We start from the raw sequence: 22,853 nt of genomic DNA, 5'->3' as shown, positions 1-22,853 counted from the left end.
CTTCCGGCGCTTTACTGGGTGCTTTACTGGTTCGATGACCGCTATTCGCGCAGAGCAGACGCTATTCATACCCGCACGTTACCGTCACACCAGCACCGCCTCGCCACCTCCATCACCTTCCGCGCCGGACCCGCAAGCCGGCTGATCTGCCAGCAGAAGCACGACATCGAGCGGCGTGGCCGGGGTCCATTCTTCTGCTGGACGATCAAAAGACGTGAACCTAAAAGAGAAACCTCAGAACCGCCGCTTGAGGGAGACGTAAATTTGAAACGCATCGAGATGAAAGTAAGCGGCGGCTGCCAGTGCGGCGCGGTGCGCTACCGTGCGACCGCCATGCTCGACAATTCGCATCTCTGCCATTGCCGCATGTGCCAGAAAGCCTCGGGCAATATCTTTGCCGCTCTGGTCGCCGCGCCCGATGATGCGCTTACCTGGACACGCGGCAAGCCTGATGTCTGGAAGAGTTCGGAGCTTGTCGAGCGCGGCTTCTGCGCCAATTGCGGCACGCCCTTGTTCTTCCACCATCTCGAAAACGGCCGCACCAACCTGATGATCGGTTCGCTCGATAATCCCAACCTTTTCCCGCCGCATGCCAATACCTGCACCGAGAACATGGTGACGTGGTTCGATACGATCACGGGCATCGAAAATACCGGTGCGACCGAAACCAACGGCGCCGACTGGGCGGCTGCGATCAAGAAGAGCGGCAACCAGCACCCCGATCACGACACGGACGCATGGGCGGTGAGAGGGCGTGACGGCTGAACACCTGATCAGGCGCTTGCCGGTGCGGCCGGCCGCGGCTCGATGCCGATTTCGACCAAATCGATCGAGACGGCGACCCGATCGAGAATGGGCCGGTTGTCCGCGTCGGTCGCGTGAACCCTGCGCTTCGTCGGGATCATCAAGCCGTCGACATTCCTGACATCGCTTGCATAGTTGGCGCTCCTGGTGCCGCCCATGATGTCGACGCTGTAGTCATGGCGCCGCAGCAGGCCATCCGCATTGAAATAGAAGGTCTGCACGGTGGAATGGCTGGGGACGGTCGAGGGGAAGGTTACCTTCAGCCGGCGCCAGATTTCATCCTCCTCCTGCCACGGCTCAACCTCCTCCGTCCCGAAACCGGGAAGCGTGAAGAGGAACGGCGTCGTCAAATAGGTCCACATGGCATAGCCGGTGAAATAGATCAGATGCTGCTGGTCCCAGCGGGTGGTGATCGTGTGTCCTTCAAAGAAGGAGCGCGGCGCGAGCCGTTGCTCGATGACTTCGCCACTGTCCGCGACGACAGCCGTTCGCTCCGGCTCCCAGACGCAGTGCTGTCCCTTCTCCAGAAAGGGGGTGAATTCGGTATGCGGACGATGGGTGGAGATCGAGGTACGGATGTCGGCATAGACATCCGGCCAGCCCTTCACATGCCAGACCGTGCCGCCAACCTTGATATGCGCATGCAATTGCTCGATCTGCTGCCAGCGTTGCAAGCCGCCATGCGCTTCGATTGCGAGATCCAATAGGTCGTTCACTTTCAGACCCTCCGGTTCGTGATGATCATAAAGGTTTAACTTTGAAACCTATCGACTTCTATTCCTGTATGGTTTAATTTTGCAACCATTATTTGGATGAAAGGCGAGAAAATGAAGGGCAAGCGAACTGACATGGGGGACGCCCAGTGCGGCATCGCGCGGTCTCTGCAAGCCGTCGGTGATTGGTGGTCGCTCCTCATCATCAGGGAGGCATTCAAGGGGCGTCGACGATTTTCCGAATTCCAGAAGAGCCTCGGGCTCGCAAAGAATATCCTGTCGGTTCGCCTGCGAAAGCTCGTGGAGGAGGGCATCTTCACGGTGCAGCCGGACCCTGACTCCGCACTCAGCCACCTCTATCTTCTGACGCCGAAAGGGTACGAGCTGAGCGTGGTCCTTGTCGCTCTCTGGCAATGGGGGGAGGAGCATTGCTTTGAGCCCGGGGAACTGGATTACGCCGTTGTCGACAGCCTGACCGGGCAGCCCTTGCAGAAGCTTCAGCTTACGGCCGAGGATGGGCGATCTCTGGGACCGCAACAGTTTCGCATTGAAGCCAGGGATCGTTGATCCCAGGGATCGTTGATTTCAGGGATCGTTGATTGAATTTCGGCCTCCGCGGCCAATCGGATAGAGCGCCGCCTCCCGTCCACCTGATGAGCCTCGGATAAGCGAGGATGATTTTCGTATCGCTCCATTCTGCTTGCGGCCGGTCGCCGCCGGCGGGCCTCTATCTCGTCCGCTCGGCGGGGCAGCATCCGGCACGGAAGATATCCGTTCTCACGGCTCCGCCGCCTTTGGGCGGAGGGCGCTGAGGTGCGGATGGTGTGGGGGTCCGAATGGACGCCCGGCGCTCTCATCTAGCGGTATCTGTGGTCGCCTCCCGGCGATTGCGCTCAATTTCACTCATATTCGACAGAACCCAGCGCGTCAGCTGCGTCAAAGGCTCGGCAAGGGACCTGCCGAGGGCGGTAAGGCTATATTCCACCTGAGGCGGGATTGTCGGATAGACCTTTCTGGAAACGAGACCATCGTTTTCAAGAGCACGTAAGGTCCGTGTCAGCATCTGCTGGCTGATGCCCCCGATAAGCCGGCGCAGTTCGTTAAATCTCCTCGGACCATCGAGCAGCATCGTGATCGTCATGATCGTCCACTTGTCACCAATGCGGCCAAGCATCTGGCTGATTGGACGGCAGTCGATGCTCGTTCCCGGTTGCGGCGGCGGGGTAGGTAAATCCATGTGACCAGGCCCTAAAATTATGCGTTCTTGTGCCGATGTAGTCTGGCGGACATATCTAGTCAGCAAAACATACTACCACAGGAGATGTTATGACTGACCAGAAAACAATCGCGATTTTTGGTGCCGGCACAGGGCTGGGTGCTTCCGTCGCAAGGCGCTATGGAAAGGCCGGATTCCGCGTCGCACTCGTCGCCCGCAACGCCCAGTCTCTTGACCAGAGGGTGTCTGAGCTGTCGGCGCAGGGCATAGACGCAACTGCCTTTCCCGGCGATCTCAATGAGATCGACGCAATCGCGGCTCTGGTGGAAAAGATCGAAGAGAAGTCGGGGCCGATTCACACCGCCGTTTTCGCGCCTGTCGGCAGCTTTCGTATGCTTCCGGCTGTCGATCTGACGGCCGCCTTGCTCAAGGAACTCGTCAATATTCTGACCTTGGCTCCAGTCGAAGTCGTCCGTGCGGTATTGCCGGGCATGCTTGCTCGCGGCAATGGGGCGATCATCGTCGCGGACGGTCTTTCGGCGGTAACGCCGATGCCCGGATTGAGCGGCCCAGGACCCGCCTTTGCCGCCACGCGCAATTACATCCTCGGCCTCCACGAAGAGATCAAGGCGCGCGGCGTGTTTGCCGGGATGCTCCACATCGGTGCGATGATCGACAACTCCACCGGCCTTCGAGTCGCGGCCGCAAGTGGCATGCCGCTCGATGATCCGCGCTTGACGACAATCGATCCCGACGTACTTGCCGAGGAAATCTGGTCGATGGCCGCCGACCGGTCTCGTGCCGAGTCGATCCTGCCAGCCGGTCGCTACCCGCACTGATCAACAGGCCATCATAGGGGGGCAGCGGCAATACCGCTGGCCCCGCTCAAGATGAGCTTTGTTCTATGCGAGGCCGCTCGAAGGCAGTTATGCCAAGAAGCAATACATCCAAACGACTGCGTTGCCCGTATGCCTCAGGTCATGTCAGCATATGCGCTGTACTCACCGGATTGCCTGTCCCTGAAAAGATAAACGGCCGGCTGGCCTCCTCGGGTGACTTCCGCGAAGTCGAAGTCGTCAGGAAAGTGCCACTCGTCAAGCGCCTTCCGGCAGGCCGATATTTTCGCATCGTCCGCCTCGGCCAGCAAAATGGCCCCATCGATCTCGCCCACGAAGACCATGGCGTCCGTCTCGGAAAAAAGCCATTGATTGGTCTGCCAGCTTTCAAAACCAGGCGTCCTGTTGCACACTGTGTCGATCGTTTGTTTCGGGACGTTCTTCGGTATCGAATGGGCGTCGTTGAAAGAGGCATCCCACGTCCTCTGGGCTTCGCCGCTGTGGATACACCATGGGCATACGTGCGGAATGTCTTCCCTGCAGTAGATCGGGCCGCGGTACATGAATTCCCGCTCTTTTCCGCAGCATGGGCATGTCGCACGCATCGCCACGATGCGCCGTTCGCGATGGGATCGGGAAAATACTCGAAGTCGGGAAGATCTTCTCCGGGTACCGTCATCAGTGACTCCGTATCGACATTGCAGGGAAGATGGATCGAGCACATGCCATCGCTTGCCACATCTAGGCATAACGTAGACCGGTGGAAACTCACATTTTTGACAGGGCGCTTCGGCTTCTGCCAATCGCCCCTGCAATGACTGCTCATAACGCCGTGACCGGTCATTCGCGCCGCACCCCGTCAAGGTCGTAAACCGACTCTAGGCGGTCTCCGTCAATTTCCACTTCCGCTTCGCAGTTTACAGGCGCATTCAAAGGGATGGCCATGCCGATGGACGAGCGGGCGTGGGCGCCGGCGTCAGGGCCATACAGTTCCAGTATCAAATCGGAATAACCGTTTGTGACCAGCGGCGTCTCATTGAAGCCCGGAGCAACATTCACCATGGCGAAGACGCGCAGCCAGGCCGTAACCCGATCGAGATCTCCGACAGCCCGCTTGAGGTTGGCGAGATGAGCCAGGGCAACGAGCCGCGCTGACGCGTAACCCTCTTCAGGCGAAACCTCGGTCCCGACCTTGCCGAGGGGTTTTGCCAATGTCCCATCCTGGTTGCACGCGACGTGACCCGAAATGTAGGCGCGGGTGCCGCGCACCCGGACCCAGGCGAAGGGCATACGCAGCCCCTCGCGAACTTTCAGAGGCTCGGGCAGTTCGAGGCCCATAGCGGCCAGACGTTGTTCGATGATCGCCATAACGCATCTCCTAGCCTCATCAGGGTACGATGCCGTCGAGTTCCGGCATCAGCACGACGCTCTCATTCGCTGCGGGGTCGTTGCGGGCACCGAGGAACTCGGCGTTTTCCGTGCTGCGATTGACAGCCACGTGCGGAACGCCGGCCGGAATGAACAGGTAGTCGCCGGGGAGGAGCTTTTCGCACCGTTCGAGCTCGGCCCCCGACCAAATCTCGATCTCTTTGCCCGCGGTCATAAGCAGGGCGGTCTCGTGTCCCTGATGGCGATGGGCGCTGGTTCGTCTTCCTGCGGGTAGCGTGATCATCCCGAGCCACAGCATGCAGGATCCGACGCTCTCCGCCGAGACTCCCGAGCGATAGACAGATCCCTGCTCGGCAACATAGCTCTGACCGCCGCGTACGATTTTCGCGGTGAATGCCTGAGCATTTTTCGGTTGCCTTGCTTCGTTCTTCATCGTTCCCTCCATCCAACTGCTGCATGGAGCTGAATCTGCGCGCGGAGCGGGTGCAGAGTCCTGAAACAAGGCCGAAAAATTCCGAAAACTGACAAATCGGGCGTATCATTCCCAAATCATGGACACCCAGCACCTTGTATTCGGCCCCTTCGAGTTCATTACCGAGAACGGATGCCTTCTCCGTGACAACAGGCCCGTCGCCATCGGCGCCCGCGGCGCGTCGCTGCTTGCCGTGCTGCTCGCGGCAGATGGGCGTATCGTCGCCAAGTCGGTGCTGATGGACGCCGTTTGGCCTGGACTCGCCGTCGAGGAGAGTAATCTTTCCGTTCAGATTGCTGCCCTTCGCAAGCTGCTCGGCCCGGCATCGGACGGCGGCGACTGGATCATCACGGTCCCACGGGTCGGATACAGATTTTCCGGTCCGGTGGAGAGCCGGCCCGAAGGCTCCGGTAGCGAAGGGCATGCGGAGGCGAGATCCAGCCCCGCGATTGCAGTCCTGCCTTTCGAGGATCTTGGCGGGGATGCCGAGAGACAATATCTGGCCGACGGTATCGCCGACGACCTGATCATGGCGCTCGCCCGGTTCCGATGGTTTCGTGTCGCGTCGCGTGGGGCGAGTTTCGCAAGGAGGAATGGCCCGAGGGATCCGAAGTCTATCGCGCACGAACTGGGCGTTGATTTTCTGGTGGATGGAGCCATCCGGCATACCGGCGATGGGATGCGGATATCGGTTCACCTCGCCGACGCAATGAAGGGCGCCACCATCTGGTCCGAACATTACGATCTTCAGGTGGCCGAGGTATTTGCGGTGCAGGACGCCATCGCCGAGCGGATCGCAGCGGCGGTCGAGCCCGAGCTCTTGTTGCGGCATGGACTTCCGGTTGCTCCGCACACCGGCAACGTGACCGCATGGGACCTTGTACGGCAAGGTACATTCAAATTTCACAAGGCAACGCAGCCAACCCATCTTCTCGCAAGACGATTCTTCCGAGAGGCGGCGGAGCTCGATCCCATGCTTCCGGAAGCGCAGATCTGGCAGGCACGGGTCAACGCAGGGCTTATCGCCTACGGCTGGACAGAGAATCCCGCTGCGGACGGGAAGGAAGGCCTCGATGCGGCCTTGCGGGCGATCTATCTCGACGCCCGGAATCCGTATGCACACTATGCGCTGGCGATTGTGTCGGCCTATACAGGCAGGGCCGACCAGGCGATCCTCGCGGCCGAGCGGTCCATCGAACTCGGTCCGAGTTTCGCCCTGGGGTATCTCGTCCTCGGCATGGCCCGTCTTTTCGTGGGCGATGCGGCCGGCGCGCAAAAGCCGCTGGCTCGGGGCCTCGAACTCAACCCCCATGATCCGCAGAATGCGGTCTGGTTCAGTCTCCTGATGCTTGCGCTGTTCTTTTCGGGCGACGTCGAGGGCGCGCTTGACACGGGGCGTGTGGCGCTAAAGGCGCGGCCTGACTGGCCGGCGCTGCTCCGCATTCAGGCGTGCTGCCACGCGGCCTTGGGACATAGCCAGGAGGCTCGCCGTTTCTCCGCCGCTGCAGGCGATCTCCCTGAGCCTGCAGGCGATGCGCTTGGTCCGTTCAGAGATGGCAACAGGGAATGGGCGGCCCGCCTCGAGGGCCTGCTGCGAGAGGCAGAAGATCAAACGACCGATTCCGATCGTAACGCCATCTTTCCCGAAGACCAGGCAAATGACCGCTTTCCACCCTGATCCGTCATCGTTCCACACGAAGCGCATGTCTCCTATTGGCGCAAGGCGTTAAGCTTTCGCCGCCTATGGACCTCGATCAGACGTTCGCCCGCCAGCCGATACCGCCAGGAACACCGCCTTCTGTGCCGCGAAAGCGCGCCGATAGGCGGGGCGGGCTTCGCCGCGCTCCACATAGGCTGAGAGGTTCGGATAATCCCCGAGGATTTCCGAGCCCTTCAATCTCAGGAGCACCGAGATCATCTGCAGGTCGCCGGCGCTGAATGTTCCGTCCAGCCATTCGGCAGTGCCGAGCCGCGCGGAGAGTTCGCCGAGGCGCTTGCGGATGCGTCTTTCGACATGGGCTAGATGCTCTTCGTACCAGCTCTCCTTGCCCTCTTCGAATCTCGCGGTCTCGCGGTCGACGATGACGGGTTCCATCGTGCAGACGGCGGCAAAGAGCCAGGCGGTGGCGCGGGCGCGGGCATTGGGATCGTCAGGCAGCAGGCCCTGATAATGCTCGGCGATATGCAGGACGATCGCGCCGGTTTCGAAGAGGGCGAGATCGCCGTCCTCATAGGTCGGGATTTGCCCGAAAGGCTGAAGCGCAAGATGGGCGGGCTGCTTCATTGCCTCGAATGAGACAAAGCGGACGTCATAGGGCTGGCCGACTTCCTCGAGCGCCCAGCGAACGCGCATGTCGCGCGCCAGGCCCCTGCCGCGGTCGGGAGAGCGTTCGAAGGCGGTAATGGTGATCGTCATGATCTTTCTCCTTGCTCTGTCTGTCTCTCAAGACGGACGGGCGAGTGGGAAGCCGACAGATGATGCCTGAAATAATCCGTGCGCGGCAACCGGGCCCGGGTTTGCGCCAGCGTTCAGGTCCATGCAGGTCGTGTGCCGGAAAGGGCGCTGCCGGCTGTCACGGGAATGAAGGTTGGCCGTGTGCGTTGTTCCGGCAATTTTGGGCCGGCACGTCCGGGCCGGATGTCCGGCGCATTCAATCTCGCCGACGCCCACTTGATCTTTGTCAAGGACTGCCGGGCGAGGGTGCGATACCTGTCCTCCCATACCGATCTCCGGATCGCGAATCGCATGCGAAAGTCGCGATCCGGATGGAGATCGGCTGGACATGCATGAAGGGTTGTGACAGCTTATTTAGCAACTCTGGGAGGACGATGTGGCTCAAATCACGGATTCTGTCGAAGAGTTCAGGCGGAAACGCAGGCGGGAACTGTTGACCTTCGCCGTGCTCGCCTTCGGGATCTGGCCCGTGGTCGCTGTCGGGGTCGTCGGCGGTTATGGTTTCGCGGTCTGGATGTATCAGATCGTTTACGGGCCGCCGGGACCCCATGATGTCAAGGCCGCGCCTCCAGGCTCGGCAGAGTGAGGATCGTCCATGGTTCTCACGGCTCGCACCCGGCGCGGTTTTCTCACAGGCAGGTCCTCGGACGATCCGGGTGGGATCTTTCCTTCCGGGGGGATCTTTCCTCCCGGAGCGACTGAAACATCCGTTCGAAGCTGTTCGGGCTGCGGCGCCTGCGTCGATGCCTGTCCGACGAAAATCATCTCGATCCGTGCGGGCGTTCCTGTCGTCGATTTCCTGCAGGGAGAATGCACCTTCTGCGGCCAGTGCGCAGAACGATGTCCCGAGAGTGTTTTCCCTGCCGGCATCGCAGGCGGTTTTGCCCATTATGCGGCAATAAGTGATGGGTGCCTCGCCAATAATTACGTCGACTGTCAGGCCTGCCGCGACAGCTGTCCGGCCGGCGCCATCCGGTTTTGGCCGCGACTCGGCGGGCCGTTCGTTCCCGAGCTCGATGCGCATGCCTGTACGGGATGCGGCGCCTGCATTGCGGTCTGTCCGGCCGATGCCATTGCGATGAAACCCCGCCGCCGGGAGGCAGGTCATGTCTGAGGCCCGACACCACGTCTCCAGCGCCGTCGTCGTCACGCGCCCCGAATTGACCGAGGATGTCGCGGCGCGTCTGGCCGTTATCGAAGGGGTCGAGGTTCACGCGACGGTGCCGGGCAAGATCGTCGTGGTGATCGAGGGGCCGCATTCCGGCGTGCTCGGGGAAACGCTCATCGGCATCTCGGCAATGGACGGCGTGCTCGCCGCCCATATGGTTTTCGAACAGGCATTGGAAATGAAGGAGACAATCGATGACGACCGAACTCACGCGGCGTGATCTCCTGAAGGCGCAGGCGGCGGCAATCGCGGCTGCGACCGCCGGCATCGCTGCGCCCGCTTCGGCGCAGTCGGTGCCCGGCGGGGTGGCTGCCCTTGAGATCAAATGGTCGAAGGCGCCATGCCGCTTCTGCGGCACCGGCTGTGGCGTCATGGTGGGCGTGAAGGAAAACCAGGTCGTCGCGACCCATGGCGACATGGAAGCCGAGGTCAACCGCGGCCTCAACTGCGTCAAGGGCTATTTCCTCTCCAAGATCATGTACGGCAAGGACAGGCTGACGAGCCCGCTGCTGCGCAAACGGGATGGCGTCTATGCCAAGGACGGTGAGTTCGAACCCGTCACCTGGGAAGAGGCCTTCGACGTGATGGCGGCACAGGCCAAGCGCGTGCTGAAGGAGAAGGGGCCAACGGCGCTCGGCATGTTCGGCTCCGGCCAGTGGACGATCTTCGAAGGCTATGCCGCCACAAAGCTGATGCGGGCGGGCTTCCGCTCCAACAATCTCGATCCCAATGCGCGCCACTGCATGGCTTCGGCAGCGGTCGCCTTCATGCGCACCTTCGGCATGGACGAGCCGATGGGATGCTACGATGATTTCGAAAACGCCGATGCCTTCGTGCTCTGGGGTTCGAACATGGCGGAGATGCATCCGATCCTCTGGACGCGGGTGGCCGACAGGCGGCTCGGGCACGAGCATGTGAAGGTCGCGGTGCTCTCCACCTTCACGCATCGCAGCATGGACCTTGCCGACATACCCCTGATCTTCAAGCCGGGCACCGACCTCGCGATCCTCAACTACATTGCCAACCACATCATCCAGACCGGCCGCGTCAACCAGGACTTCGTCGACAAGCATACGAAGTTCATGAAGGGCACGACCGATATCGGCTACGGGCTGCGTCCCGATAACCCGCTGGAAATGAAGGCCAAGGGTGTCGCCGACGCCGCCAAGATGGAGCCGATCGACTTCGAGGCCTTCAAGGCGATGGTCTCGGAATACACGCTCGAAAAGGCGGTCGAGCTTTCTGGCGTCGACAGCGCCTTCCTGGAACAGCTCGCGGAACTCTACGCCGATCCGAAGACCAAGGTCATGTCGCTCTGGACCATGGGCTTCAACCAGCATGTGCGCGGCGTCTGGGCCAACCAGATGGTCTATAACCTGCATCTGCTCACGGGAAAGATCTCCGAGCCGGGCAACAGCCCGTTTTCGCTGACGGGACAGCCGTCTGCCTGCGGCACCGCCCGCGAGGTCGGCACCTTCGCTCACCGCCTGCCGGCCGACATGGTGGTCACCAATCCGGAGCATCGCAAGCACGCCGAGGAGATATGGAAGCTGCCGGAGGGGCTGCTGCCGGACAAGCCCGGTTATCACGCCGTCGAGCAGGACCGCATGCTCCATGACGGGAAACTGAATTTCTACTGGGTGCAGGTCAACAACAACGTCCAGGCAGCCCCGAACACCAGCAACGAGACCTACAAGGGATACCGCAATCCGGACAATTTCATCGTCGTTTCGGACGCCTATCCGACCGTGACAGCCATGAGCGCCGATTTGATTCTGCCGGCGGCCATGTGGGTGGAGAAGGAGGGCGCCTACGGCAATGCCGAACGGCGCACGCATGTCTGGCACCAGCTGGTCAACGCGCCGGGCGAAGCTCGCTCGGACCTCTGGCAGCTGGTGGAATTCTCCAAGCGCTTCACCACCGACGAGGTCTGGCCCGCCGACATCCTCGACAAGAACCCGGATTACAAGGGAAAGACGCTCTACCAGGTGCTCTACCAGAACGGCAATGTGGACGAATTCCCGCTGACGGACGTCTCGCCCGACTACGAAAACCGGGAGGCCAAGGCCTTCGGTTTCTACATCCAGAAGGGGCTCTTCGAGGAATATGCCCATTTCGGCCGCGGGCACGGGCATGATCTGGCACCCTACGACATGTACCACCAGGTGCGCGGCATGCGCTGGCCCGTCGTCGACGGCAAGGAGACGCGGTGGCGATACCGCGAGGGCTACGACCCCTATGTCAAACCGGGCGAGGGGCTGAAATTCTACGGGCAGAAGGACGGCCGCGCGGTCATCCTGGCGGTGCCTTACGAGCCGCCGGCCGAGTCGCCCGATAGCGAGTTCAATTTCTGGCTCGTGACGGGCCGCGTCCTCGAGCATTGGCATTCGGGCTCGATGACGATGCGCGTTCCCGAACTCTACAGGGCGTTCCCCGGGGCGCGGTGTTTCATGAACGGCGACGACGCCAGGAAGATGGGCATCAACCAGGGGGCGGAAGTGCGCATCCAGTCGCGGCGCGGCGAGATCATCAGCCGCGTGGAAATTCGCGGGCGCAACCGCATGCCGCATGGCGTGATCTTCGTGCCGTGGTTCGACGCCAGCCAGCTGATCAACAAGGTCACGCTCGACGCCACCGACCCCATCTCCAAGCAGACGGATTTCAAAAAATGCGCAGTCAAGATTCTTCCGGTCGTCTGATCAAGAGGCGCGTGTGGGCGATCGCGGCCGTCGCCTTTCTCATGCTCACCGGCACCGTCACGCTCGCGCAGGTCGTGCCCTCGTTGCAGGGCAACGACAATCCGATGGAGAGCAAGGAGGCGAAGCCGGTTCCCAAATGGGTCATCGATGACATCAGGAAGATGCGGAATTATCCGGACCAGCCGCCGATCATCCCGCATTCGATCGAAGGCTATCAGCTGACGGTGAACGCCAATCGCTGTCTTTCCTGCCATCGGCGCGAGCTGACCGAAGGCTCCGGCGCGCCGATGATCAGCGTCACCCACTACATGACCCGCGAGGGGCAGATGCTGGCCGACGTTTCGCCGCGGCGATATTTCTGCACCGCCTGCCACGTGCCGCAGGCGGATGCGAAGCCCCTGGTGCCGAACATCTTCAAGGATATGAGCGAGCTGGGCTTCAAGCCTGCGGGAAGCGAGCAATGATCGGCCGGATAAAGGCGATAGTCCTCTGGTGCTGGCGTTTGCTGAGCACGCCGGCCGCGACCCTCAGCCTGGGTTTCCTGACGCTCGGCGGCTTCGTCGGCGGCGTCATGTTCTGGGGCGCGTTCAACACCGCGCTCGAGACGACCAATACCGAGGCCTTCTGCACGAGCTGCCATGAAATGAGAACGAACGTCTACGAGGAGCTGAGCCGCACCGTTCACTTCTCCAACCGCTCGGGCGTTCGCGCCACATGCCCGGACTGCCATGTGCCGCACAAATGGACAGACAAGATCGCCCGCAAGATGCAGGCGTCGAAGGAGGTCTGGGGCAAGATATTCGGCACGATCAACACGCGCGAAAAATTCCTCGACAAGCGGCTGGAACTCGCCCAGCACGAATGGGCGCGGCTTAAGGCCAATGACAGCCTGGAGTGCCGCAACTGCCACTCGATGGGCGCCATGGACCTGACGAAACAGACCGTGCGCGCCGCCGAGATCCACACGCGATACCTGCTGCCGGGCAAGGCGACCTGCATCGATTGCCACAAGGGCATCGCGCATGAGCTTCCGAACATGGAAGGCGTCGATCCGGGCTGGAAGGTGCCGGCGGAGCTGATGGGCAAGACTGCGGATATTGGATGGCACGACCGGGCCATGCTTGCGGCTTATCTCGGCGCAACCGGTGCGTCTGCCGTCCAGGACTGACGGCTGGCGCATTCGCCGGAATCTCTGAGGGCAGGGGATACGCGGTCCGCTGCACTAACCGCCTGAAAGCGGGCCGATTTTGGGGCGCGAGGGGAACGTTTTCCGCATCTTCGCGTTTGGGCGATCATGATCTACGGGCAGCCTCTCCCGCCGCCGGCCGTCTCTCCACGGGTTGGCAAAATCATCGAAACCGGTCGCGAGCAGATCCATATGCTCGAAAGCGGAAGCGCAGACGGAAATCCCGTCGTGCTGCTGCATGGCTGCGGCAGTATCGCCGAGGAGGTGATGATGCCGTTTTCGGGCAGCGGGTTCGACATCGTCGCGCCCGACAGGCCGGGTTATGGCTTCAGCCAGGCACTGCCCGCCGGTGAGCGCGGCCCACTTGGCCAGTCCTTCTGGCTGGAGCGCTTCCTGGAGGCGTTGGAGCTGGAGGAGGTCGTGCTGGCTGCCCATTCGATCGGCTGCGCGCCGGCGCTGCATCTGGCCGCCCGCCGGCCGGATCTCGTCAAGGGCCTGTTCCTCATCTCGCCCTGCTGCCGGCCCGTTCCCTTCAAGCCGTTCATCGTGCTGCGCAGCGCCATGGCGCCGTTCGTCGGCCCGGTTATCCGCCAACATGTGATTGCCCGCTGGTCGCCCTATTTCCTCGAACGCGGCCTGCGCGCCTCGTCCTATCCCAATCCGGTGACATCGTGGCTTTCTACCCTGCCGGCAATGCATATGGTCAATGCCGCCTCGATCGCCGCCATGGCCGAAGAGCTCTGGGCCTTCAACGGCGATATGCAGCCGCTCGAAAGCCTGCCGGCCGATCTGCCGCTCTCCGTCCTCTTCGGGCGCGAGGACCGGATCATCGAGCCTCGCTGGCATCTCGACTGGCTACAGGCGAGGCATTCTGCGGCAAGGATCGAACTGCTCGACGGCGTCGGCCATATGCCGCACCATGTCGCGCCCGATCTGGCGTTGCAGATGCTGGGCGATCTTGCGGGCAAGACGCCGGGCGATCTTGCAGGCAAGACGCCGGATATGCGGCGGTGATTGGCTTTTCGCCAGACAAGTGTCGGATCGACCTCACTTCCTCGTTTCTACACCATGGCTCCCTTTGACGGGCCAATGTGCAGAACGAGGAGGCCCGCCTGGGTACTGGCAAGACAGGCAAACAAGAGCGATACCGTCAATTCATTCACCCGCTTTTTCCTGCCGAAGCGAAACCTGGATCGGTTGCTTGCCTGTCGCCGAGATGCCAAGCCTCAAACAGCGGGCCGGAGGCGCCTTGCACCGGATCGGTTTCGGGCAACGCGACCTCGGCGATCTTTTTGAGGAGTTCTGCGGTCGCAGCGCTTGTCTGAATATCGGGGTGTTGGCTTGGAGGGTAGGCACCGACCACTTGAAAGTCGCTGCTCGCGCCAAGGTTTTGATGTCCCGTCCCGGCTGGAAGCGCAAGACAATCTCCCGCGTGCAACTCGAGCACCTTACCGGTAGGGCCGCCAATCAGCAGCTTGGCCGTTCCTCTTCCGATCCCAAGCACTTCGTGAGCGCCTGCGTGATAGTGCTGATAATCGAAAACACCATCGCGCCATACACCTTCCCATCCGTGCGATGTGAATAGGCGTGCAAACTCCTCACACCCGTCATCGCAGATGAAGATTTCACGATAGACGATAACCGGAAGCGCCTGGTTGTTAGGCACCCAGTCGCTTTTGTCAAAAAACATCTTTTGCGCTTCCATTCCTTCCTCCACCACAAGAACAAATGCAGAATAATAATCCGGCGGAGCGGAAAGCCCGGCACCTGGGCCGAGCAACGCTTCAATCCCGGTGTTCGGGCATGCCTTCGAGCTGGTCCTTGGTCCAGCCCGTCACGGCGTGCACGACGCCGTCCTCATCTCTCATCCAGTCGAAATCTTTGAATGGGACGGCGACGGGTTTGGCTCCAATCCCGAGGAAGCCGCCGACGTCTATGACTGCGAGACTGGTTCCGTGAATGTGATCCACCGTTCCAACCTTCTCGTCATTGGCTCCGTAGACGGTCGCGCCCTCAAGGACTCCGGGCGTGAGTTCATCCGCTGCCAACCGAACATGATTGCTATGGTCCATGAGATTCCTCCTTTGTCATGTGAGGCATGAACCCCGGCGGTTCGCATTTGTTCCTAGCCTTGGCAGACCGCACTATCTGTAGCCGCAATGTTTGATGTCGTCGCCAGGTCCATGCGGCAACAGAAGCTGTCGCGTACCAGCCGCCACGTAGCTTTCATCCTAAATTATCCCTGGAGAGCCACCACCTCGAACGATACAGCCACCGCAGAGGGCTTCGCCGCGCGCCTCCAAAGTGTGGGAGGCGGCCAAATAGGAGCGCTCGTCCATGAAACTAACGGCGACGAAGTCTTAAAATTAAGATCAATCTTTCGCGCGGTAGCCTTCCGGAATCACGAAAACTTCGTCAGCGCGGGCGTAGCCGCCATCCTTGATTTCCTCGATCAAGACCATTGTGTGGGGACGCGCTGCCTCAGAGAAATATTCCACAAGCATTGCCGTGGTACGGTGGACGATCTCCTCCTTTTGAGCGCGTGTCAGAGCGGCTTCCGGGACCTTGAAATTTGCGAATGGCATGATGATGTTACTCCTGTTGCTCGGTCATTGATAATGAGACAGCGCTCGCAATGCCGGCTGTCGAGGCTGTGCTGAGATATCGTGTTTAGAAACGGGCCCCTCGGGAGATTGCCGCAACGGTCCGCCGTGCCGGGGCCGGCTATACCTATCCAAGGATGGACAGGGCGTCGGGAGATCCGCGACCGGCGGTGTGGCTCAGATATTCGCTTTGATCATGGGTGCAGAAGATATCGACCTGCTGCCCATTCTCCTCCCTCAGCGTTTTAAGCTTCGCGATGCTCGCCTCGCGGTCGCCGGCGTCCGTCTGAAAAGCGATCTCAAGCGGCAATCCCGGCGGAGGTGTGAGGAAGTTGATGGTCCTGTCGAAATAGGCATCGCCTGCGTGGAGACACCATTTTTGACCGTCGCGGAAAGCGACGCCGCAATGGCCCTCGGTATGGCCGGGAAGGGGGATGAGCTTCGCGTCGAGAACGCCCGGTAGTTTGAGGCTGCGGGCAGCCAGCCCGAACCACGTCTCGTCGGACGGTTCATATGTCTGAAATTTCGTTCGATGCGAGATCTGGTAAGGCTTATAAGGTCCTCTTGGCTTCAGTCCGTCGAAAGCGTCGAGCTCTTCGCTTGCGAGATGCACTGTCGCATCGGGGAAGTCGTAGAGGCCGCCGGCATGATCATTATCGAGATGTGTGAGGATGATATCGCTCACCTGCTGGGGTCTGATCCCCCTTGCCTTGAGGCGCTCCAATGCAGTGAGCCTGATGTCAATGACAATGCCCAGCTTGAAAAGCGCATCTTGACCAAGGAGGCCGTTCGGATCGAGCATCTCGCGCGTGCCGAAACCCGTATCGAGCAGGATGACCCGTTCGCCGACCTGGAAAATCACGCAATGGATCGTCATTGAGCGCGTCGATGTATGCGTTAGCGGGCCCATCAGGCCGAAGGTCGCGTGGGAGATTGATACCGTATCTGACATTCTTGCCTCCGTTGCTTGAAACACACGCGGCTGCCAAAACCTGAGCAGCCTGTCTGAAGAGGATTTATTCCGGGGCAGGGATTTCGAATGTATTCAACAGGGCGCAGGTAAGAAGATACAGACCGACGAGGTACACCATGTCGACCAACCCGCGGGTGCCGAAGATATCTTCCGCTTCCTTGTAAAGCTCGTCGTCCACGCGACGATCGCTCGCAAGTTGGGTCGCAAACCGTCGAGCCACCTGTTCTGCGGGCGTGAGTTCATCGGAATGCTCCCCACGAACCAGGGCTTGGATGGCTGCCTCCGGGACACCGGCCTTCCGGGCCACTGCTGAATGCGCATAGAGTTCGTAAGGCGACTGCCACACCGCGCCGACGCTCAGGATCACGACCTCATGAACCCTCTTGTCGAGGGTCGTGCCGGTCTTGTCGGCAGCCATCCAGGCCAGGAAACCCGGGGTGATCCCGGTGCTGTAGAGGTAAGGATTGAACGGGCCGATCAATTCACCGTTCGGTGTCTGGCCCTTGAAACCGCTTTCTTCTGCCCAGGTGACGAGTTTTGATTTCAGGGTCTGGTAGAGATCTGCCTGCTCGCCGACGAGGTTCTTCGGGTCGAGGAGCGGCAAGCGTCCGCCCAGCCCGCTGTTGACGTGCTCCATTGGTGTCTCCTGATTTTTGATTGATTCACCGCGTCGGACGGGCAAGAGGTTCATCAAACCCTTCGCCCGCCTTCTGACCTGAACGGGCTTACGACTTCAACGTCTCGTCGATCCAGTCGAAGACCACCTGATCCTTGAACGCAAGGGCGCCGGATTGGCAGTGGTTTTCCGCTCCATCTTCTTCCGTGAACGCCACGAATTTCTTCGGAGCCGTGAGCTCGTCGAAAACGCGCTGCGGCTGGCCCACAAAAAAGATGTCCCCCGTCGCTTCCAGAACCAGGCACGGAGATCTGATTTGCTTGATCACGTCCTTGACGGTGTAGGGCTTCGTGATCTCCAGAAGGTCCGCAACCGTCTTTACGCCAAGTGACCAGGTCCCCTGGGTAACAACCCAACGGAGCGGAGTGCTGTGCGGTATGGCTGCTTCCACGATTTCCTGACAACGGTCGGCGTCGCCCGCTTCGAAAGCCGCGATTGCATCAGCCGGGAATAGCTTGTGCAGGCTCTCATGAAAATCGTAGACCCCGTCGAAAAAGACGCAGGCGCGGAAACGATGTTCAAATGCCGCCGCACGAGCTGCGAGATAGCCGCCGAGGCTCATGCCGATAAGGACGAGTTTGGAACCATCGACATCAGATCGCGACAACGCATAGTCAACGGCTGGAGTGACGACTTTCTCCCAATCATACCGGAACGGCAGCTTCTGTTCACGCATCGGGGCGCCCTGACCCGGGCCGTCAAAGGTGAGGCAGTTGAACCCGCGTCTGTTGGCGGGCGCACCGCCATAATAGAACAGCTCCTCGAGACTGGAGTCGAAGCCACCGTGAAAAATGATGGTGGGCCGCGGTTCGCCGCTGTTGTCCACCTTGTAGAAGTAGCCAGGGAGCGTCTTGTTCTCATAGGGGATTTCAACTCGTTCCCATGTGGGACCGGTGAGATCCGCGGCCCTGCTGTACGCCTTCTGGGAGGCCCGCGATTCCGAAACGATCCGCGGATCATCCGGATTGCCGTGGAGGTAGAATTCAGCCATCCGGAAATACGTCGATGCGCGCAGATAGGCCTCGCGAGCGCTCACCAGGTGCCCCCTAGAGAAACTGTCGTCGGCACGGGATAATGTGCGCCGGGCGCGTTTGTCCCATTCGTCAAACCAGTTCTCGAAGTCTCCTTCCTTGATCTTGCTGCCGGTGGCTACGATCTCCCCGAGGTCAGATCCTCCATAGTACATAAAGCCGAGGTTTCTGACGAGTTCAAATGCGAAATGGTCGTCTTTGAATACAACTTTCATCTTCACATCCTTTTCAACGCGCCGGAGCGCAGAATTACTATCTTTATGCAAGCATCGATCGTGAATCCGCTCTGTCGTATATTCTTGCAATCCCGCTATGCGCACGAAATCCCGATGAATACTTAACATTTTCAACGGATCATCAATGGAGCTAACGTAAATTTAGACAGGACTGGAACAATTTGGACTGGCTAAAAATGGATGCGGTCTATACAGTTTTGCATAGCCCGTGCGCCGACAGGTCGGGAAATCACAGCGCAGCATTGGTTTTGGGGAGAGCGATGGAGCGACTGGACTGGACCTTGCTGCGAACATTTCTGGCGGTCGTAGAATCCGGATCGCTCTCGTCGGCGGCGTCGCGCTTGAAGGTGGCTCAGCCGACGCTCAGCCGCCATGTTCGAGAGTTGGAGGGTGTCCTCGGTGTGACACTGTTCGTCCGTACGGCACGTGGGCTCGAGCCGACGGAAGCCGCACTCGGGCTCATCAGCGACGCCAGGAACATGGGGGAAGCTGCTCAAGCCTTGGCTCTCAAGGCATTCGGCCGCTCGCAGCAGCTGACGGGCACCGTACGCGTGACGAGTTCCGTCATGGTCGCGAATATGTGGTTACCGTCGATCCTGGCCGAACTTCGACAGGCTGAGCCGAGCATTCAGATCGAACTGGTCGCTTCGGACACAAATCAAAATCTTCTCCGACGAGACGCCGACATCGCTATTCGCATGGCCGATCCGACCCATGGCGACTTGATCGCGCGCAAGCTGGGGGACGCGCCCCTTGGCCTCTATGGAACCCGGTCATATTTCGACATGCGTGGGCGCATCGCCACGATGCGGGATCTTCTGGAGCACGACATCATCGGCTTCGATCGAAGCGAAGTCATTCTGAAGGTATTCGCGGCCAATGGCACACCTGTCCAGAGAGAGATGTTTCCAATCAGATGCGACGATCAAATGGTCTATTGGAACTTGACGATCGCGGGTCTCGGCGTCGGGTTCGCTCAGGTCATGCTGGCCGACAAAGTTCCGACGCTGGAGCGCGTGCCAATCGATCTCATGCCACCGATGCCGGTCTGGCTGGTCATGCACGAGGAGGTGCGCACAAGTGCTCGCATTCGTCGTGTTGCTGATTTTCTGGCCGCGGCGATCATGGATCTTTTGCAAAGTCGCGTGAAGATTCAGTCGTGACCGTGGCAAATTCATGCATTGACGCGCTGTCGCTTGTGACCTGCATCGCGCCGAGTGGCCTGGCGCGGCCGCGCACGGCGCAAAAAAAAGCCCGCCTGGCTAGGGCGAGCCGAAGGTAGCCCTGATCGGGCAGGGGAACGTCAAACGGTGGAAAGGACCTCGCCGTTCCAGGCCTCCGGAGTTGCAGGCCGCGGGGGAGCGCTTTCGGCGGCGCGGCGGGCATGCCGCTGGCTGGCGGCATCGAGCAGCGCGGCGAAAGAGGCAAGGCTGATCCTGTCGGCCCGCAGCAGCTGGCGGATCAGCGGATCTCTCAGCATGTCCGATGCGGTCATCTCATGCATGGGCTGTCCTCCATATCTTTACCTATAGTAGGTTGCCTTTGTAAATAACACATGTCAAGGTAGTGGCGAAAACAAGGCAAGTGCGAGGGGCATTCGAAGGCCGCCGTGGTTATCGTCATGGCTGTTATCCTTGACCTCTCTGGCAAGATGACGTGCGAGCGGGCGCGAATTCGACAGCCGGTGCCATCTTTTTCAATCGGTCATGCTGCGGCCTCGTCTGCTGCTGTCCTTGCGCACATTCCAACCGGGGAAGACGGGCATGAGCAGGATGAATGGCGATATATTTGCATTCGCAGGTGCGGTGCTTTGGATGAACGTTGCGCCGGCATTTGCCGGGGACAAGGCGGCGGTGATCTATCGCTGCGACGACGGCAAAGGTGTCACCGCGAGCTTCCTGACCGCGACCAATGAGGCGCTCATCACCACGGACGGGCAGAGCTTCCGCCTGCCGCAGGGTCTTTCCGGTTCGGGCGCGCGTTACACCGATGGGACCGTGCTGTTCTGGATCAAGGGTAACGACGCGCAGCTGAAAGCGCCGGGGCGCTCGACCAACTGCCACGTGCAGTAGTCCGGCGCGTTCCGAAAGCGGCTTCTGGTCTGAAATCAATTATTGACGGCTTGTTGTTGCGCCCGGAGCCCCCTCATCCGCCCTTCGGGCACCTTCTCCCCACTGGGGAGAAGGGGCATGCCGCGACCGTTTGCGCACTCTCGACAGTGTCGTGTGGCGAGTCCCCTCTACTCAGCGGGGGGCCGGAGGACGGGCCGAAACCCGTGGCTCGACCCCGGTCAGGGCTAGGGTGAGGGGGCTCCGGGCGCTGCCGCAGGCTTTTCGCCGTTCTACCGTAGCACAATTCCGGCAATCGGCCTGTAGCGATTCATGGATGCGGGCTATCCATCATCATATCTCAAAACGCCCCCTTCAACGCCTCCATAACCACTCTCACAGCCGGCACATCGCTGATCTCGGCGTGGACCACCAGCCATACTTCCCGCCTTAGAGAGGCTTCATCCTCGATACGCTGAAGCCCGTCGCCATCCGACACCGCGAAATCCGGCAGCAGCACCACACCGCCGCCAAGCCTTGCGGCGGCTGCCTGGAACTCCAGAACGGAAGAGCGAATGGTGATCGGCCGGCCGGCGGCGCGTTCGAAGAGGCGCAGTTGCTGCGGCGAGGCGTTCATGCCCTCGTCATAGCCGATGAAGGTCCACTGCGCCTCCGGCACGGTTTCCAGATAGTCCCTCGACGCATAGAGATGGAAGGCGATTTCTCCGAGCTTGGTGATGGCATAATCGCCGGCTTCCGGGCGCGACAGCCGCACCGCGATATCCGCCTCCCGGCGGTTCAGCGAGGCGAGGCGCTTTTCGCCCACCAGCGTGATCTCGACGCCCGGATGCGCCCGCCGGATGGCGGTGACGGGTTTTGCAAGAAGCACGCTCGACAGCGCCGGCGGGGCGCTGATCCTCACATGGCCGCGCGTCTCCGTGGCGCTTGCGCGGCCGAGCTGCTCGATCACCGCCGTCTGCTCTGCGACGAGGGCTGCGTGTCTTGCAACCTGCTCGCCGTCCGCGGTCAGCACCATGCGCCGTCCGCGGCGGTCGACGAGCTTGCGGCCGAGATTTTTCTCCAGCGCGGTGACGCGCCGGCTGATCGTGGCGTGCTCGACGCCGATCTGCCTTGCCGCGCCGAGGAAGGTGCCCGCCTGCGCCAGCGCCAGGAAATGCCTCAGGTCGTCCCAATCTATCTGTGTGGGTTTGGCTATTTGTGTGAATTCCTTCCCAATCATTGTGCGACAATAGGGAATTTTCACCCACAAGGCTACCGGTTAGGTTCTTCCCATAGTGCAGCTCTGATGATGGAAAACGACCGATGCCCGACCAGATCGTCCTCTTGAACGCCCCCGGCGATGTTACCCAGTTCCGGCTGCAGGATCAGCCGCCGGAATTCCCCGCTGCCGGCGAGATCAAGATCCGCCATCAGGCCGTCGGCACCAATTTCCTCGATGTCTATCACCGCAAAGGGCTCTACGCGCTGCCCTCCTATCCCGCCGTCATCGGCGTGGAGGCCGCAGGCGTGGTCGAAGAGGTCGGCCCCGATGTCGTGGGCTTCAAACCGGGCGATCGCGTCGCCTATGGCGGCCCGCCTGCCGGGGCCTATTCATCTACCCGTGTCATCGCGGCGGAAAGGGTGATTGCGCTTCCCGATGCGGTCTCCGCCAAGGTGGCCGCAAGCTCGCTGCTCAAAGGCATGACGGCCTATATGCTGCTGAGGGAAGTCACTAATGTCGGGCAGGGCAGCACCGTGCTGATCCATGCCGCCGCCGGCGGGCTCGGCAGCATCCTGGTGCGATGGGCGAAATCGCTTGGCGCCACCGTCATCGGCACGGTCAGTTCGCCGGAAAAGGCGGCCCTTGCCACCTCCTATGGCGCCGATCACCTGATCATCGGGCGAGGGGCCGATATCGTCGCCGAAGTGAAGCGGCTGACCGGCGGCAACGGCGTCGACATCGCCTATGACGGCATCGGCGGCGACATGCTGCTGAAGAGCATCCGTTCCGTCCGCGCCTTCGGCACGGCGATCACCATCGGCCAGGCCGCCGGTCCCATTCCGCCCGTTGCCGTGGAAGAGCTTCGGCCCGGCAAGTCGCTCTCGCATCCGAGCATCATGGCCTGGTGCGCCGATGCCGGCCGATACCGCGAGGCCGCGGAGGCTGCGATCGCCGCGATGGAGCGCGGCATCGTCTGCGAGATCGCTGCGGAATACGGGTTGGCGGATGTTGCCAAGGCGCATGAGGAAATGGAAACGGGACGGTCGGCCGGGAGCATATTGCTGCTGCCATGATCGGTGAACCGTGCCCCATGCGATGATTCGCGCATCGCCGGTTTTCTACCGGC

General features: G+C 60.9%; 28 protein-coding genes. 14 read left to right on the top strand and 14 right to left on the bottom strand.

Annotated features, from left to right (window positions below; genetic code table 11):
• The first annotated feature begins 264 nt into the window (after nucleotides 1-264).
• Nucleotides 265-765, top strand: a complete 501-nt coding sequence (locus FHT78_RS01085) for a GFA family protein (RefSeq protein ID WP_183739347.1) — start codon at nucleotides 265-267, stop codon at nucleotides 763-765.
• A gap of 8 nt (nucleotides 766-773) precedes the next feature.
• Here FHT78_RS01085 and FHT78_RS01080 read toward each other — a convergent pair whose 3' ends face one another.
• A complete protein-coding gene (locus FHT78_RS01080) occupies nucleotides 774-1,520 on the bottom strand; it encodes a hypothetical protein (RefSeq protein WP_183739345.1) in 747 nt (248 codons plus the stop codon).
• 111 nt (nucleotides 1,521-1,631) lie between these two features.
• Between FHT78_RS01080 and FHT78_RS01075 the strand changes: the two genes are divergently transcribed.
• A complete protein-coding gene (locus FHT78_RS01075; RefSeq protein ID WP_183739343.1) occupies nucleotides 1,632-2,084 on the top strand; it encodes a helix-turn-helix domain-containing protein in 453 nt (150 codons plus the stop codon).
• A gap of 286 nt (nucleotides 2,085-2,370) precedes the next feature.
• On the opposite strand, the gene FHT78_RS01070 is transcribed toward FHT78_RS01075, so the two are convergent.
• The gene (locus tag FHT78_RS01070; RefSeq protein WP_183739340.1) at nucleotides 2,371-2,754 is read right to left on the bottom strand and encodes a helix-turn-helix domain-containing protein; all 384 of its coding nucleotides are present in this window, start codon (nucleotides 2,752-2,754) and stop codon (nucleotides 2,371-2,373) included.
• 89 nt (nucleotides 2,755-2,843) lie between these two features.
• Here FHT78_RS01070 and FHT78_RS01065 point away from each other — a divergent pair, with 89 nt between their 5' ends.
• Nucleotides 2,844-3,572 carry an SDR family NAD(P)-dependent oxidoreductase gene (locus FHT78_RS01065; protein WP_183739337.1) on the top strand — a complete coding sequence of 243 codons (729 nt, stop codon included), beginning with the start codon at nucleotides 2,844-2,846 and terminating at the stop codon, nucleotides 3,570-3,572.
• 134 nt (nucleotides 3,573-3,706) lie between these two features.
• Here the strand turns inward: FHT78_RS01065 and FHT78_RS01060 are convergent, their stop codons facing one another.
• The 3 genes from FHT78_RS01060 to FHT78_RS01050 form a co-directional block, all read right to left on the bottom strand.
• On the bottom strand, nucleotides 3,707-4,318 hold the full coding sequence (locus FHT78_RS01060; protein ID WP_281412834.1) for a CbrC family protein: 612 nt from the start codon (nucleotides 4,316-4,318) through the stop codon (nucleotides 3,707-3,709).
• Nucleotides 4,319-4,409: 91 nt separating this feature from the next.
• On the bottom strand, nucleotides 4,410-4,937 hold the full coding sequence (locus tag FHT78_RS01055; protein ID WP_183739330.1) for a RidA family protein: 528 nt from the start codon (nucleotides 4,935-4,937) through the stop codon (nucleotides 4,410-4,412).
• 19 nt (nucleotides 4,938-4,956) lie between these two features.
• Entirely contained in the window at nucleotides 4,957-5,391 is a 435-nt protein-coding gene (locus FHT78_RS01050) for a cupin domain-containing protein (protein ID WP_183739327.1), read from the bottom strand.
• A gap of 118 nt (nucleotides 5,392-5,509) precedes the next feature.
• On the opposite strand from FHT78_RS01050, the gene FHT78_RS01045 reads away from it, so the two are divergent.
• The gene (locus FHT78_RS01045; protein ID WP_183739324.1) at nucleotides 5,510-7,108 is read left to right on the top strand and encodes a winged helix-turn-helix domain-containing protein; all 1,599 of its coding nucleotides are present in this window, start codon (nucleotides 5,510-5,512) and stop codon (nucleotides 7,106-7,108) included.
• Between the two features lie 63 nt (nucleotides 7,109-7,171).
• Here FHT78_RS01045 and FHT78_RS01040 read toward each other — a convergent pair whose 3' ends face one another.
• Complete coding sequence (locus tag FHT78_RS01040; RefSeq protein ID WP_183739322.1) at nucleotides 7,172-7,846, bottom strand: glutathione S-transferase family protein; 675 nt, start codon at nucleotides 7,844-7,846, stop codon at nucleotides 7,172-7,174.
• 415 nt (nucleotides 7,847-8,261) lie between these two features.
• On the opposite strand from FHT78_RS01040, the gene napE reads away from it, so the two are divergent.
• The 7 genes from napE (at nucleotide 8,262) to FHT78_RS01005 (ending at nucleotide 13,952) form a co-directional block, all read left to right on the top strand.
• Nucleotides 8,262-8,471: a periplasmic nitrate reductase, NapE protein gene (napE, locus tag FHT78_RS01035; RefSeq protein ID WP_183739320.1), complete on the top strand. Its 210-nt coding sequence runs from the start codon at nucleotides 8,262-8,264 to the stop codon at nucleotides 8,469-8,471.
• Between the two features lie 9 nt (nucleotides 8,472-8,480).
• Nucleotides 8,481-8,999 carry a ferredoxin-type protein NapF gene (napF, locus tag FHT78_RS01030; RefSeq protein WP_183739317.1) on the top strand — a complete coding sequence of 173 codons (519 nt, stop codon included), beginning with the start codon at nucleotides 8,481-8,483 and terminating at the stop codon, nucleotides 8,997-8,999.
• Nucleotides 8,992-9,273: a chaperone NapD gene (locus tag FHT78_RS01025; RefSeq protein ID WP_183739314.1), complete on the top strand. Its 282-nt coding sequence runs from the start codon at nucleotides 8,992-8,994 to the stop codon at nucleotides 9,271-9,273. Before napF ends, FHT78_RS01025 begins: the two co-directional genes overlap by 8 nt.
• Entirely contained in the window at nucleotides 9,248-11,752 is a 2,505-nt protein-coding gene (gene napA, locus FHT78_RS01020; RefSeq protein WP_183739311.1) for a periplasmic nitrate reductase subunit alpha, read from the top strand. The genes FHT78_RS01025 and napA overlap by 26 nt, the downstream gene beginning before the upstream one ends.
• On the top strand, nucleotides 11,722-12,216 hold the full coding sequence (locus FHT78_RS01015) for a nitrate reductase cytochrome c-type subunit (protein WP_183739308.1): 495 nt from the start codon (nucleotides 11,722-11,724) through the stop codon (nucleotides 12,214-12,216). Before napA ends, FHT78_RS01015 begins: the two co-directional genes overlap by 31 nt.
• Entirely contained in the window at nucleotides 12,216-12,920 is a 705-nt protein-coding gene (locus FHT78_RS01010) for a cytochrome c3 family protein (protein WP_348644716.1), read from the top strand. Before FHT78_RS01015 ends, FHT78_RS01010 begins: the two co-directional genes overlap by 1 nt.
• Before the next feature lie 210 nt (nucleotides 12,921-13,130).
• Nucleotides 13,131-13,952: an alpha/beta hydrolase gene (locus FHT78_RS01005; RefSeq protein ID WP_348644693.1), complete on the top strand. Its 822-nt coding sequence runs from the start codon at nucleotides 13,131-13,133 to the stop codon at nucleotides 13,950-13,952.
• A gap of 145 nt (nucleotides 13,953-14,097) precedes the next feature.
• On the opposite strand, the gene FHT78_RS01000 is transcribed toward FHT78_RS01005, so the two are convergent.
• The 6 genes from FHT78_RS01000 to FHT78_RS00975 all read right to left on the bottom strand — a co-directional run bounded on the left by FHT78_RS01000 (nucleotide 14,098) and on the right by FHT78_RS00975 (nucleotide 18,436).
• Complete coding sequence (locus tag FHT78_RS01000; RefSeq protein ID WP_183739299.1) at nucleotides 14,098-14,643, bottom strand: cupin; 546 nt, start codon at nucleotides 14,641-14,643, stop codon at nucleotides 14,098-14,100.
• 79 nt (nucleotides 14,644-14,722) lie between these two features.
• The gene (locus FHT78_RS00995) at nucleotides 14,723-15,010 is read right to left on the bottom strand and encodes a PRC-barrel domain-containing protein (RefSeq protein ID WP_183739296.1); all 288 of its coding nucleotides are present in this window, start codon (nucleotides 15,008-15,010) and stop codon (nucleotides 14,723-14,725) included.
• A gap of 300 nt (nucleotides 15,011-15,310) precedes the next feature.
• Nucleotides 15,311-15,523: a 4-oxalocrotonate tautomerase family protein gene (locus tag FHT78_RS00990; RefSeq protein ID WP_183739293.1), complete on the bottom strand. Its 213-nt coding sequence runs from the start codon at nucleotides 15,521-15,523 to the stop codon at nucleotides 15,311-15,313.
• 145 nt (nucleotides 15,524-15,668) lie between these two features.
• Nucleotides 15,669-16,493: an MBL fold metallo-hydrolase gene (locus FHT78_RS00985; RefSeq protein WP_183739290.1), complete on the bottom strand. Its 825-nt coding sequence runs from the start codon at nucleotides 16,491-16,493 to the stop codon at nucleotides 15,669-15,671.
• Between the two features lie 64 nt (nucleotides 16,494-16,557).
• Nucleotides 16,558-17,151 (bottom strand): carboxymuconolactone decarboxylase family protein, encoded by a 594-nt coding sequence (locus FHT78_RS00980; RefSeq protein ID WP_183739287.1) that lies wholly within the window; start codon nucleotides 17,149-17,151, stop codon nucleotides 16,558-16,560.
• Between the two features lie 88 nt (nucleotides 17,152-17,239).
• Nucleotides 17,240-18,436, bottom strand: coding sequence for an alpha/beta fold hydrolase (locus FHT78_RS00975; RefSeq protein ID WP_183739283.1), 1,197 nt, complete (start codon nucleotides 18,434-18,436; stop codon nucleotides 17,240-17,242).
• A 281-nt stretch (nucleotides 18,437-18,717) separates the two neighbouring features.
• Between FHT78_RS00975 and FHT78_RS00970 the strand changes: the two genes are divergently transcribed.
• Nucleotides 18,718-19,620 (top strand): LysR family transcriptional regulator, encoded by a 903-nt coding sequence (locus FHT78_RS00970; protein WP_183739280.1) that lies wholly within the window; start codon nucleotides 18,718-18,720, stop codon nucleotides 19,618-19,620.
• A gap of 140 nt (nucleotides 19,621-19,760) precedes the next feature.
• Here FHT78_RS00970 and FHT78_RS00965 read toward each other — a convergent pair whose 3' ends face one another.
• The gene (locus FHT78_RS00965; protein WP_183739276.1) at nucleotides 19,761-19,961 is read right to left on the bottom strand and encodes a hypothetical protein; all 201 of its coding nucleotides are present in this window, start codon (nucleotides 19,959-19,961) and stop codon (nucleotides 19,761-19,763) included.
• A gap of 259 nt (nucleotides 19,962-20,220) precedes the next feature.
• Between FHT78_RS00965 and FHT78_RS00960 the strand changes: the two genes are divergently transcribed.
• Nucleotides 20,221-20,529: an MliC family protein gene (locus tag FHT78_RS00960; protein ID WP_210289732.1), complete on the top strand. Its 309-nt coding sequence runs from the start codon at nucleotides 20,221-20,223 to the stop codon at nucleotides 20,527-20,529.
• A 337-nt stretch (nucleotides 20,530-20,866) separates the two neighbouring features.
• Here FHT78_RS00960 and FHT78_RS00955 read toward each other — a convergent pair whose 3' ends face one another.
• Nucleotides 20,867-21,745: a LysR family transcriptional regulator gene (locus FHT78_RS00955; RefSeq protein WP_183739273.1), complete on the bottom strand. Its 879-nt coding sequence runs from the start codon at nucleotides 21,743-21,745 to the stop codon at nucleotides 20,867-20,869.
• 83 nt (nucleotides 21,746-21,828) lie between these two features.
• On the opposite strand from FHT78_RS00955, the gene FHT78_RS00950 reads away from it, so the two are divergent.
• Nucleotides 21,829-22,800 (top strand): quinone oxidoreductase, encoded by a 972-nt coding sequence (locus tag FHT78_RS00950; protein WP_183739270.1) that lies wholly within the window; start codon nucleotides 21,829-21,831, stop codon nucleotides 22,798-22,800.
• Nucleotides 22,801-22,853 lie beyond the last annotated feature (53 nt).

The sequence above is a fragment of the Rhizobium sp. BK196 genome (assembly GCF_014193255.1).
In the GTDB taxonomy this organism is placed as follows: Bacteria; Pseudomonadota; Alphaproteobacteria; order Rhizobiales; family Rhizobiaceae; genus Rhizobium.
Note: the sequence above shows the minus strand (reverse complement) of the source record. Positions and strands in the feature narration are given on the sequence as shown.